This window comes from Burkholderia sp. Bp8991 (assembly GCF_003853795.1).
Classification (GTDB): domain Bacteria; phylum Pseudomonadota; class Gammaproteobacteria; order Burkholderiales; family Burkholderiaceae; genus Burkholderia.
Map to the genome: position 1 here is coordinate 109184 of NZ_QTQJ01000009.1, position 12299 is coordinate 121482.

Annotated in this window: 11 protein-coding genes; 8 read left to right on the forward strand and 3 right to left on the reverse strand. The window is 68.5% G+C overall.

Annotated features, from left to right (window positions below; all coding sequences use genetic code 11):
* Nucleotides 1–5: 5 nt before the first annotated feature.
* The 6 genes from DIE02_RS12805 (at nucleotide 6) to DIE02_RS12830 (ending at nucleotide 6662) form a co-directional block, all read left to right on the forward strand.
* Nucleotides 6–1382 carry a lysine N(6)-hydroxylase/L-ornithine N(5)-oxygenase family protein gene (locus tag DIE02_RS12805; protein ID WP_124485518.1) on the forward strand — a complete coding sequence of 459 codons (1377 nt, stop codon included), beginning with the start codon at nucleotides 6–8 and terminating at the stop codon, nucleotides 1380–1382.
* Between the two features lie 46 nt (nucleotides 1383–1428).
* Nucleotides 1429–3693 (forward strand): TonB-dependent siderophore receptor, encoded by a 2265-nt coding sequence (locus DIE02_RS12810; RefSeq protein ID WP_124485517.1) that lies wholly within the window; start codon nucleotides 1429–1431, stop codon nucleotides 3691–3693.
* Nucleotides 3694–3779: 86 nt separating this feature from the next.
* Complete coding sequence (locus tag DIE02_RS12815) at nucleotides 3780–4619, forward strand: formyltransferase family protein (RefSeq protein ID WP_124485516.1); 840 nt, start codon at nucleotides 3780–3782, stop codon at nucleotides 4617–4619.
* A complete protein-coding gene (locus DIE02_RS12820; protein ID WP_124485515.1) occupies nucleotides 4619–5635 on the forward strand; it encodes a GNAT family N-acetyltransferase in 1017 nt (338 codons plus the stop codon). The genes DIE02_RS12815 and DIE02_RS12820 overlap by 1 nt, the downstream gene beginning before the upstream one ends.
* A 341-nt stretch (nucleotides 5636–5976) precedes the next feature.
* Nucleotides 5977–6243, forward strand: a complete 267-nt coding sequence (vapB, locus tag DIE02_RS12825) for a type II toxin-antitoxin system VapB family antitoxin (protein WP_124485513.1) — start codon at nucleotides 5977–5979, stop codon at nucleotides 6241–6243.
* The gene (locus DIE02_RS12830; RefSeq protein ID WP_124485512.1) at nucleotides 6240–6662 is read left to right on the forward strand and encodes a PIN domain-containing protein; all 423 of its coding nucleotides are present in this window, start codon (nucleotides 6240–6242) and stop codon (nucleotides 6660–6662) included. Before vapB ends, DIE02_RS12830 begins: the two co-directional genes overlap by 4 nt.
* 42 nt (nucleotides 6663–6704) lie before the next feature.
* On the opposite strand, the gene DIE02_RS12835 is transcribed toward DIE02_RS12830, so the two are convergent.
* Together DIE02_RS12835 and DIE02_RS12840 are read right to left on the reverse strand one after the other, a co-directional pair.
* Nucleotides 6705–7610: a nucleotidyl transferase AbiEii/AbiGii toxin family protein gene (locus DIE02_RS12835; RefSeq protein ID WP_124485511.1), complete on the reverse strand. Its 906-nt coding sequence runs from the start codon at nucleotides 7608–7610 to the stop codon at nucleotides 6705–6707.
* Complete coding sequence (locus tag DIE02_RS12840) at nucleotides 7579–8649, reverse strand: type IV toxin-antitoxin system AbiEi family antitoxin (RefSeq protein WP_124485718.1); 1071 nt, start codon at nucleotides 8647–8649, stop codon at nucleotides 7579–7581. Before DIE02_RS12840 ends, DIE02_RS12835 begins: the two co-directional genes overlap by 32 nt.
* A gap of 354 nt (nucleotides 8650–9003) precedes the next feature.
* Here DIE02_RS12840 and DIE02_RS12845 point away from each other — a divergent pair, with 354 nt between their 5' ends.
* On the forward strand, nucleotides 9004–10167 hold the full coding sequence (locus tag DIE02_RS12845; RefSeq protein ID WP_124485510.1) for a M20 aminoacylase family protein: 1164 nt from the start codon (nucleotides 9004–9006) through the stop codon (nucleotides 10165–10167).
* Between the two features lie 251 nt (nucleotides 10168–10418).
* Nucleotides 10419–10958, forward strand: coding sequence for an outer membrane protein assembly factor BamE (gene bamE / locus DIE02_RS12850; RefSeq protein ID WP_124485509.1), 540 nt, complete (start codon nucleotides 10419–10421; stop codon nucleotides 10956–10958).
* A gap of 35 nt (nucleotides 10959–10993) precedes the next feature.
* Here the strand turns inward: bamE and DIE02_RS12855 are convergent, their stop codons facing one another.
* Entirely contained in the window at nucleotides 10994–12298 is a 1305-nt protein-coding gene (locus DIE02_RS12855; protein WP_124485508.1) for a cobyrinate a,c-diamide synthase, read from the reverse strand.
* Between the last annotated feature and the right edge of the window lies 1 nt (nucleotide 12299).

The window sequence follows — 12299 nt, forward strand, 5'->3', positions numbered from 1 at the left end:
GAGACATGCAGAGAGAAACCGTATTCGACCTGATCGGCGTCGGCTTCGGGCCGTCGAACCTGGCGCTGGCCGTGCGCCTCGCGGAACGCCACGGCACGCGTCCGTTCGCGCATTGCTTCGTCGAACGCCAGCCGGAATTCGGCTGGCACCGCGGCATGCTGCTCGACGACTGCCGGATGCAGATCTCGTTTCTGAAGGATCTCGTCACGATGCGCGATCCGAAGAGCCGCTACACGTTCATCAACTATCTGTTCGAACGCGGCCGGCTGAACGAATTCGTCAACCTGAAGAACTTCTATCCGACCCGCGTCGAATTCCACGACTACCTGAGCTGGGTCGCCGGCGCGTTCGACGAACACGTCCACTACAGCGAAACCGTCACGGCGATCGAGCCCGTGCGCGGCGACGGCGCGCGCGTCGATGCGCTGCGCGTGTTGTCGCGCGATGCGGCCGGCCACGAACGCCAGCGCGTGACGCGTGCGCTGTCGGTCGGTGTCGGCGGCACGCCGGCGGTGCCGGACGCGTTCGCCGCGCTCGGCCGCGACCGCGTGATCCATTCGTCGTCCTACCTGTCCGACATCGACCGGCTGGTCGCGTCGCCGGACGGCGAGCGTCGTCGCATCGCGGTGATCGGCGCGGGGCAGAGCGCGGCCGAGGTGTTCATCGACCTCGCGCGCCGCTTCCCGCACGTCGACGCGAGCCTCGTGATGCGCGCGGGCGCACTGAAACCGGCCGACGACAGCCCGTTCGTCAACGAGATCTTCAGCCCGGCGTTCACCGACGTCGTCTACGCGCAGCCGCACGACGCGCGCCGCGCGCTGCTCGAGCGCTATCGCGACACCAACTACGCGGTGGTCGACCGGCCGCTGATCGAGCAGATCTACGAAATGCTGTACCTGCAGCGCATCGACGGCACGCCGCGTCACGCGCTGCGCGCGAACAGCGCGATCGAGGCCGCGGTGCGCACCGCCGACGGCCGCATCGAGCTGACGCTGCGCGACCGGATGAGCGGCGCGACGCACGTCGAACGCTTCGACGCGCTGGTGCTGGCGACCGGCTACCGGCGCGACACGCATTCGGCGCTGCTCGAAGGACTCGCGCCGCACCTTGGCGATGCGCTCACGCGCGGCGACGTCACGCGCGACTACCTGCTCGCGACGCCCGAGCACTTCGCGCCGCGCATCTACCTGCAAGGCTGCTGCGAAGACAGCCACGGCCTGTCCGACACGCTGCTGTCGGTCCTCGCGCGCCGCGCGGACGAGATCTGCGCGTCGCTCGAGGAAGGGATCGCGCCCGGCCATGACGATGGGGCGGTCCGGGCGCTGCATGAACAACGACACCAAAACGGGGCGAGCGCGGGCCGCATGGCTTTCGCTCTTTGACAAAGGCGCGGTCGGAGACCGCATCAAGAAAGTGGAGCAGAGAAAGATGGAGTGGGCAACAGGCACGCGTGTGCGTGCGATCGCAGCCGCGGCGAGCGTGGCGTTCGGGATGGCGGCAGGGCATGCATACGCCCAGACGGCGCCGGCCGTGAACGCAGGTGCCGCGGTGTCGGCCGGCGGTGCGCAGAACGGTGCGGCGGCTAGTGCGGCGGCAAGCACGTCGACCGGCGCGCAGAATGGCTCGACGTCCGGCACGCTGCCGGCGATCAACGTCAACGCGGGCTCGCAAGGCGACGGCACGGTCGGGCTCGTCGCGAAGCGCAGCCGGACCGGCACCAAGACCGATACGTCGATCAACGAAATCCCGCAGACGATCAACATCGTCACCGCGCAGCAGATCGAGATGACCGGCGCGACCGACGTGAACGCGGCGCTGCGCTACGTGCCGGGTTTCTCGTCGTACGGCTCGGACAACCGTTCCGACTGGTACGCGGCGCTGCGCGGCTTCACGCCGACCGCGTACGTGAACGGCCTGCAGGTGCCGAACACGCTGAACCTGTCGAGCTGGCGCGTCGATCCGTACATGATCGACAGCATCACCGTGCTGCGCGGGCCGACGTCGGTGCTGTACGGCGCCGGCGACCCGGGCGCGATCATCGACGTGCAGACCAAGACGGCCGACGGCGAGCGCGTGCGCGAAGCCGGCGTGCAGTTCGGCAACTATGCGCGCAAGCAGTTCATGATCGACGTCGGCGACAAGCTCGATGCGGACGGCAAGTATGCGTACCGGTTCGTCGGCGTCGCGCGCGACGGCAACGCGCTGACCGGCCCGAACAACGACCAGCGCGTCGCGCTCGCGCCGTCGTTCCGCTGGCGCCCGGACGCGGATACGTCGCTGACGCTGTCCGCCACCTACCTGCAGGACTGGGGCGACATCTCGTCGAACTTCCTGCCGGCGCAAGGCACGGTGTTGCCGAACCCGAACGGGCAGCTCAGCAAGGACGTCTACGGCGGCGACCCGGATTTCAACTACTACCGCAAGAAGCAGTGGTCGCTCGGCTACCAGTTCGAGCGGAATCTGAATTCGATGTGGACGTTCCGCCAGAACGTGCGCTGGATGCACCTGTCGCTCGACAACGGCTCGGTGTTCGGCGCGGGCTTCGCGGACGGCAGCCTGACCGACATCAACCGCTGGGCCGGCGTGTTCCAGACGAACTACAGCCGCTTCGACATCGACAACAACCTGCAGGGCCGCTTCGGCACGGGGCCGCTGGAGCACACGCTGCTGCTCGGCTTCCAGTACAACCGGCAGACCGCGACCGACAGCGAATGGCTGGCCGCCGCGCCGACGCTGAACATCTACAACCCGGTCTACACGCCCGTCACGCTGTCCGTGTTCTCGCCGCCGAATACCACGTACCGCACCAACACGTACACGACGATGAACACGTTCGGGCTGTACGTGCAGGACCAGGTCAAGTGGAACCGCTGGACGCTGACGCTCGGCGGCCGCGAGGACTGGGTCAACCAGCGGATGGACGACCGCGAGGGCGGCACGCAGTCGAAGGCCGACATCAGTGCGTTCACCGGCCGCGTGGGCCTCACCTACCAGGGCGACTACGGGCTGTCGCCGTACGTCAGCTACGCGACGTCGTTCAACCCGCTGATCGGCGTGAACCTGTACGGCGGCGGCCTGCCGCAGCCGACCCGCGGCAAGCAGATCGAGGCCGGCCTGCGCTGGCAGCCGCCCGGCAAGAACCTGATGCTGAGCGCGGCGATCTACCAGATCAACCAGACCAACGTGCTCACGTCGACGCCGCTCAATCTCGATCCGTCCGGCACGACGTCGGTCCAGACGGGCGAAGTGCGCTCGCGCGGGATCGAGCTGAACGCGACCGGCAAGCTCACGCGCAACCTGTCGCTGATCGCGTCCTACGTCTACCAGGACGTGAAGAACGTGAAGGCGAACGACGCATCGCTGAACAACTGGCCGGTCGACATTCCGCGACCGCGCCAGATGGCGTCGCTGTGGGCCGACTGGACGTGGCACACGGGGCCGCTCACGGGCTTCGGCCTGGGCGGCGGCGTGCGTTACCAGAGCGCGTCGGCCGGTGCGGCCGACAACTCGCTGACGGTCGCGAGCTACACGCTGTTCGACGCGGGCGTGCACTACGACACGCGCAACTGGCGCTTCGCCGTGAACGGGACGAACCTGTTCAACCGCCACTACATCAGCGGTTGCCAGTCGACGAGCGTCTGCATTTTCGGGACCGACCGCACGGTGCTCGCCACCGCGAAATACAACTGGTGACGCCGCGCGCCGCGGCGCGCCGGCCGGCCTTCGGGCCGGCGCGGGCGGGCCGCGGCGCCGTCGTCCGTTTTTTCCACGACGCCTCCATGCCGAAGAAAAATCTCGTCTACATCCAGTCGCTGCGCAACGGCGCGGCCGATCGCGCCGGCCAGCCGGTCGCCTACCGGGGCGGCACGCGCTACATGAAGGCGCCGCTCGAATTCCTCGTCGAGCGCCTGAACGACTCGCCGCTCGGCGAACGCTATGCGCTCAAGGGCGTGATCGTCGACGACGACGCAGGCTCGCCGGCCGACCGCGCGAAGGTCGCCGACTACGGCTTCGCGCGCACGCCGGGCCGCCCGTGGATCCTGCCCGACGGGCTGACGGTGCAGGGCCGGCCGGTCGACGAACTGTTCTGCACGATTGCATCGACGTACCGCCGGCTGCCGCGCGACGCACGCGAGCGCGTGACGGGCAAGCAAGCGTTCGAGCGCCGCCTGCTCGAACGCCTGCTCGAACTCGACGCCGACGTGGTCGTGCTCGACGGGCTGCTCGTGATCCTCGACGAGCTCGTGCGTCCCGGCGCGCGCTTTCACCGCCGCATCGCGAACATCCACCCCGGCATTACGGCCGACGCTTCGCCGTACCAGCGGCGCGGTGCGTGGGCGACGCTCGACGCGCTGCACGGCGCGCGCGGCGAACGGGTCGACTGGGCGAGCGGCGCGACCTCGCGCGTCGAACCGGTGACGATGACGGGCGCCTCGTTCCACTACGTCGACAACGGCATCGATTCCGGCGAGGTGATCTGCGACGTGCTCGACACGCCGATCGCGCCGGACGACACGATTCTCGAACTGCGCTGGAACAACTTCCAGCGCAGCCTGTTTCCGGCGCTCGAGCGGGGGCTGCACATCCTCGCCGACCGCCACGACGCGGGAGCACTGTGATGGAAGACACGCTGACGAAACCGGCCAACGCGGTAGACGCGGTCGAAGGCCACGTGGCCGCGGCACGCGACGGCGCCGCGCACGGGCAGGAGCCGCCCGCCGTCGAGCGCACGCTCGACGCGTGGCGGCCCGGCGATCCGCCGGCGGCACTGCTCGCGGAATTCGTCGCGCTGTTCAACACGGACACGCGGCACGACGCGGCGACGGTGTCGGTGCCGCTCGGCGGCGCCGATCCGGCGGCCATCGCGTCGTACGTCGCGCGCGCGGTGCGCGAAGGCGTGATCGACGGCGCGCGGATCGCGGGCGACCGGCTGCGCGTCACCGCATCGCGCGCGACGTTCTGGCAGAACCCGCGGCCGTGGCTGAAGGCCCCCGCGTCGGGCGGGATGCCGCTGCGCTACACGATCACGAACGGCCATCGGCACCCGGTGCGGCCGCCGTCGCCGGCCGGCGAGATCTATGCGCGCTACATGCCGCAGGTCGGGATGACGTTCAGCCTGCGCACCGTCGACATCGCTGCACATGCGCAGCTGTTCAGCGACTGGATGAACCTCGATCGCGTCGCGCATTTCTGGGATCAGCGCGGCACGCTCGACGAGCACGCCGCGTATCTCGCGGAGCGGCTCGCCGATCCGCACATGCATCCGATGATCGGCTATTTCGACGACACGCCGTTCGGCTATTTCGAGTTCTACTGGGCGAAGGAGGACCGCCTCGCGCCGTTCTACGACGCGCACGACTACGATCGCGGGCTGCACCTGCTGATCGGCGACTCACGCTTCCAGAGCGCGGGCAAGCTGCATGCATGGTGGAGCGGGGTGCTGCACTACATGTTCGTCGACGAACCGCGCACGCAGCGGCTCGTCGGCGAGCCGCGCGTCGATCACGTGCGGCATATCGCGTACATGCACCGGCTCGGGTTCCATACGTTGAAGGAGTTCGATTTCCCGCACAAGCGCGCGGCGCTTACCGTGATGGAGCGCGAAACATTCTTCGACACTTTCCGGTTGCCGTGACGGGGACGGGGGCGCGAGGCGTCGATTCGTCGATACGTCGATACGTCGATACGTCGATACGTCGATACGTCGATACGTCGATACGTCGATACGTCGATACGTCGATTCACAAGCATCGACGTATCGCGCGGCTTGCAGGGGGCGCGCATCGGCCGTTCGCGATATGGATCGGGTGGGCGGCATGAGGAAGAATGGTCGCTCCCTCATCGCAGACAGGTCGTGACGACATGGCAAGCACACCCGCGACAGCATCAGGCGCGATCCCGCATCAGCGCCGTCCGATATTGACATATGCCGGCATATGCCTAGAGTGGGTGCATCGTACTCCATTGGAGTGGCTCATGCGCACCGTTTCCATTTTCAAGAACGCCCGTAACCAGGCAATCCGCATCCCGAAGGACATGGAATTCGAGGGGGTGACGGAACTCGAGATCCGCCGCGAGGGCGACACGTTGCTGCTGCGGCCGGTGCGGCCGACGTGGCTGTCGCTCGCGAGTGAACCGCTGGCCGATGCCGACCTCCTCGTCGAGCGCCCGGCTGTCGTCGAATCCGGCCGTTTCGACTTGTCCGGCGCCGATGACGCCGCACCGACGGAGTCGGGCCGGTGACCACGCTCTACATGCTCGATACGAACATCTGTTCGTTGATCATGCGCGAGCGACCGTCCGTGGTGTTGTCCCGGCTGCAGTCGTGCGTCAATGCGCAGCACCGGATCGTCGTGTCGGCGATTACCTATGCGGAAATGCGGTTCGGCGCGGTCGGCAGAAAGGCATCGCCGAAGCATGCGGAACTCGTGACGGCCTTTGTCGCTCGGCTGGACGGCGTGCTGTCGTGGGATACCGCGGCGGTCGATGCAACGGCGGCGATTCGCGCCGACCTCGCCGCGCGCGGCACGCCGATCGGCGCAAACGATGCGTCGATCGCCGGTCACGCGATCGCGGCCGGTGCCGTGCTCGTCACGAACAATCGTCGCGAGTTCGGCCGCGTCGCGGGGTTGTCGCTCGAAGACTGGGCGGCCTCGGCCTGAGGTCGTGAATGCGCGATGGCGTGGCGCCCGCGCGGTCGCACGTCACGCGCGAGGAACAGGCGGATCCGCGAGGAAGGCGCTGCGGAACGCGTCGAGATACCGGTCGGCGTCCGCGCTGAATTCCCCCGGCAGCAGCGCGAACGCGCGGGCCTGCAGATCCTGCCCGAGCGTCGCGTAGATTGCTTCATCGGACAACAGCGCGCGGATCGCATCGTACGTCGGCGGCGAAGCAATCCGCTGCGCATCGCGCGCCAGCAGCGCAGCCGCCGCCACCTCAGGCTGGAAACCGTGCTGCTCGAGCAGATCGGGCGCCACCTCCCAGATGCGCTCGCGATTGCCTGCGTCGTGGAAATGCGTGAGCAGGAACAACAGGTCGTACGCGTCGCTGTTCTGGCGCGCGCGCCGGTCCTTCCACGCGAGCAACTTCAACAGCGCAAGGGCGGGCAGGCTCGCCACCGGCACCGCGACGTCGGCCGCGATCGACACGACCAGCGCCGTATCGATCGCCTCCTGAAAGCCCAGCACGTTCAACACGAAATCGCCGCCAGGCGGCCAAGCGATTTCGCCGGGCGGCGTTTCGAGCGGGCCGAACGGCACGAGATCGAGTTCCGTGCGAAAGCCTTGCGTCCCGCTGTCGAACAGCAGTTTCTGCCGATGCTTCGGCGCACGCGCGAATTGCCCGGTCGCGACGAGCGCATCGACGAGCCGTTCGTGAAACGGCCAGCTCACCGCGCACACCGCGACGTCGACGTCCCGCGTCGCACGCACCGGGCGGATGCCGTGGACATGCCACATCAGGATGTCGCGCGCGGTCGCACCGGCGACGACGAATGCCGCGTCGAGCTGCGCGCAGGCCGCGCGGACCGCCTGCAGCAGCGCGACCGCCGCCGGCTCGAGCGGCCGGCGCGTGTCGACTTCAAGCGGGCGGGCGGGCGAGGTATCGGTCATGGATGTGTTCGGCGGCGGCGAGATTGCGACTGTCCCCGGACGAGACGAGATCCGCGTAGATCAGCAGCGGCGGCACGAGCGGCACGTCCTGCTCGCGCCAGTCGAGCGCCGGCGACGGCGGCCAGAAGGCTTCGAGCAGCTCGACGTCGCCACGCTCGTCCGGGCGCAGGCGTGCCTGGAGCAGCAGGCGGTTCGACACGGCGCCATGCGTATAGACGGTGATCGCGGCCGGCTTCAGGTCGTGCGTCAGCAAGTCGGCCGCGGGTTCGCCGCCCAGCCGCGCGTCGAATGCCGCGAAATCGAAGCCGCGCCACCAGTCGGGCGCGAGCGCGGCAAACCGCCGGGCCGGCAGTTTCGCGCGCAGGCGGCTCGGATACAGCGCGACCCATTCCTGCATGAAGCGCGGCCAGTCGGGTATCAGCCGTTCGCCGTTGCGCCGCTGCGCGACAAGGCCGCGCGCGAGCAGGTCGTCCATCGCGAGATTGACCGTGCCGAGCGCGACGCCCGACGCGGCAGCGATCGCCCGGTACGGTTGCGCGACGAGGCCCGGCTGCGTCGCGAGCGCGAACATCACGGCCAGCCCCTTGGGCGTCGTCGCGCGCGATGCCTGCCGGCGCGGCGTGCGGGCGGGTTTCGGCCGGCCGGCGATCATCACGGTCGCTTCCGGCTGGATCAGGCACGCATTGCCGGCCGTATCGAGAAACGGGATGCCTTGATCGGTCAGGCGGGCAGCCAGCTCGACCGATACGTACGGCGCAACCAGCATCAGCGGCCGCTCGCCGGGCAGCGGGGCGCCGCCGCGCCGGCGCAGCGCCGCGCGTGCGTCCTGCACCGATTCGACCCCGATGCTCACCGCCGCCGGCATCTCGAAGGCCTGCCCGGCAATGGCGAAACGGATCATCGCGTCGGCATGCGCTTCATAGGCGGCCGGCACGCGCACGGGCCGCGCATGGAAGTGCCGGGTCGCGCGTTCGAACGCGGCGCAGGCTTCGTCGAGCACGTGCTGTTCCGCTATCGGCAGGGTGGCGTTCTCGGGCATCGGGATGGATCGCTTGTTCACTTTTCTGCCAGCGTACACAAAAAATGTACAACCGTCAAAAAATGAACAAGAACGCTCAACTCTTTGATAAGGCGGGATTATTCTGGAATGACGAACGGAACTCAACGTGCACTCCCACCTGAGAAATCAAGACGAACTCGCAGTGTCGCGCATCCCGATCGTGGCCGGCAGTCACCCGAATGGCCGGCTTCCTCCCGCCGTGCGATTCGTCGTGTGCCGGCGGGCAGACTGGCAACTCCAGGTTGTCGCCGCGACGACTTTCTGTCTGTCCGGTTGCCGCTCAACCGACTATCCTTGCCTGCACATTCCCCATGGAACCCAGGAGACGATACCGTGACGCACAGCGTGATCCCCGCAGGCCTCGCCGACGAAATGATCGAGATCCGGCACCGCATTCATGCCCACCCCGAACTGGGCTTCGAGGAATTCGCGACGAGCGATCTCGTCGCCGGGCAGTTGCAGGCGTGGGGCTACACGGTGCAGCGCGGGCTCGGCGGCACGGGCGTCGTCGCGCAGCTGAAGGTGGGCAATGGCACGCAGCGCCTCGGCCTGCGTGCCGACATGGACGCGCTGCCGATCCACGAGTCGACCGGCCTGCCGTACCAGAGCACGATCCCCGGCAAGATGCACGCGTGCGGTCACGACGGCCACACGGCGATGCTGCTCGCGGCCGCGAAGCACCTGGCGCGCGAGCGCCGCTTTTCCGGCACGCTGAACCTGATTTTCCAGCCGGCCGAGGAAGGGCTCGGCGGCGCGAAGAAAATGCTCGACGACGGGCTGTTCGAGCAGTTCCCGTGCGACGCGATCTTCGCGATGCACAACATGCCGGGCTTCCCGACGGGCAAGTTCGGCTTCCTGCCGGGGCCGTTCATGGCGTCGTCCGATACCGTGACCATCGACGTGCAGGGGCGCGGCGGCCACGGCGCGGTGCCGCACAAGGCGATCGACCCGGTCGTCGTGTGCGCGCAGATCGTCATCGCGCTGCAGACGATCGTCTCGCGCAACGTATCGCCGCTCGACATGGCGATCGTCACGGTCGGTGCGATCCACGCGGGCGAGGCGCCGAACGTGATTCCCGACCGTGCGCAGATGCGCCTGTCCGTTCGCGCGCTGAAGCCCGAGGTGCGCGACCTGCTCGAGACACGCATCAAGGAAGTCGTTCATGCGCAGGCGGCCGTGTTCGGCGCGACCGCGACGATCGATTACCAGCGTCGCTATCCGGTGCTCGTCAACGATGCGGAGATGACCGCGTTCGCACGGGGCGTCGCGCGCGGGTGGGTCGGCGAAGCGAACCTGATCGACGGGATGGTGCCGCTCACCGGCAGCGAGGATTTCGCGTTCCTGCTCGAGAAGCGGCCGGGCTGCTACCTGATCATCGGCAACGGCGACGGGGAGGGCGGCTGCATGGTGCACAACCCCGGCTACGACTTCAACGACGCGGCGCTGCCGATCGGCGCGTCGTACTGGGTCAAGCTGGCGGAGACTTTCCTGGTGTGACGCCGCGGCGCATCGACGTGGGCACCGCCGCCCGGTGAGCGCCCGCGCGGCCATGACACCGGCCGCGCGGGACGCATTGGAAACGCGCCAAAGGCGCTACACAAGAGCTACCGCAAACCCTCGCCCAGGCTCCTGTTCCATTGGAAAGCGCTCACGCGCTGAATTTGACGCTCCTTGACATCGACGGCACGGGCCGCGTGCTACGCTGCGCGCGACGCCGGATCGGCTCGATGAATACAGGTGTGGACGACATGCGAAAACAGTTTCTGACCGTGCTGACGGCTTGCGCGGTCGGCGTTCTGGCGGCCGGATGCGACGACCAGAAGGTGGCTGACGCGGTGAATGCGATCAAGCCCGATCCGATGGCGTTCGGCAATCTGCAGCCGGGCGTCTCGACGACCGAGGACGTGCTGCGCCAGGCGGGCAAGCCCGAGATGGTCCGGCAGGGCGAGGACGGCTCGCAGCGCTTCGAGTATCCGCGCGGCCCGTACGGCACGAGCACGTACATGCTCGATTTCGGGCCCGACGGCCGGCTCGTGTCGATCACGCAGGCGCTGACGGCGGCGAACATCGCGAAGGTCGTGCCGGGGATGTCGAAGGACGACGTACGGCAACTGCTCGGCAAGCCGACCGAGGTCGCGCAATACGCGTTGAGCCATGAGGAAGTGTGGAGCTGGCACTGGGCCGAGGGCGGCGTATCGGGCGACGCGATGTTCAACGCGCATTTCTCCCCCGACGGCACCGTGATCCGGACGTCGCGCTCGGAAGCGCCGGGCCGCGAAAAACCCTGACCGCGCAGCCGCGCGGTGTCCCGGGGTATTTTTCGTCAGAATGCCGTGCCGCCGAACAGCGCGGCCGCCATCTCCGGATTCGACGGCCAGTACATGTGCATGTAGGTCGCGACGATCGGGCCCGCGCGATAAACGGCTTCGCCGCTTCCGGGCGCGCCGTCGGGCCGCGCAGCCGTCGCCACCGGCGCCAGCGGCGTATCGAGCCGCGAATAATGAAACGTATGACCGCGCATCGGCCCGGTGCGCGTGTCCAGCTGCTGCATCCCGAGCGCCGCGAACCGGCGCTGCATCGTCGCATGGCCTGACAACAGTCCGAGCATCGGCGTCGTCGCGCCGTCCACGTCGGTCAGCGATTCGCACAGATACACCATCCCTCCGCATTCCGCGGCGATCGGCAGGCCGGCCGCCGCGTGCGCGCGAATCGTCCGCGCGGTCACGGCATTCGCCGCGAGCGCCGCCGCATGCAGTTCCGGATAGCCGCCCGGCAGGAACAGCGCGTCGCAATCGTCGGGCACGGGTTCGTCCGCAAGCGGCGAAAAGAACCGCAGCTGCGCACCCAGCGCGTCGAGCAGCGCGAGATTGGCCGGATAGATGAACGAGAACGCGGCATCGCGCGCGATCGCGATCCGCTTGCCGGCGAGCACGCGCGGCAGCGCGGCGTGAACGTCCGGTTCCGCGAACGCGACGGCCGGCGGCAATTCGGCGAGCGCCGTCTGCGCGAGCACGTCGGCCGCACGCTCGAGCCGCGCGTCGAGATCGTCGATGTCGGCCGGCTGGTGCAGGCCGAGATGCCGTTCCGGCAGCGCGATGCCCGCATCGGCCGGCACGTGCCCGAGCCAGCGCAGGTCGTCCGGCAGCGCCTGCCGCAGCAGTTCCGCGTGTCGCGGCGACCCGACACGATTGCCCAGCACGCCGTGAAACGGCACCTCCGGCCGGAACCGCGCGAGCCCGAACGCGATCGCCGCGAACGTCTGCGCCATCGACTTCGCGGCAATCACCGCGACGACGGGCACGCCGAACGCGACCGCGAGATCGGCGCTGCTCGGCGTCCCGTCGAACAACCCCATCACGCCTTCGATCAGGATCAGGTCCGCGTCGCGCGCCGCATCGGCGAGCAGCGCGCGGCAGCCGGCTTCGCCGACCATGCCGAGGTCGAGCGCATGCACGGGCGCGCCGCTCGCGCGTTCGAGCAGCATCGGATCGAGAAAATCCGGCCCGGTCTTGAACACGCGCACGCGCCGGCCGAGCCGCCGGTGCAGCCGCGCGAGGCCGGCCGTCACCGACGTCTTGCCCTGGCCGGACGCGGGCGCGCTGACGAACAGCGCGGGGCAGGCCGGCATC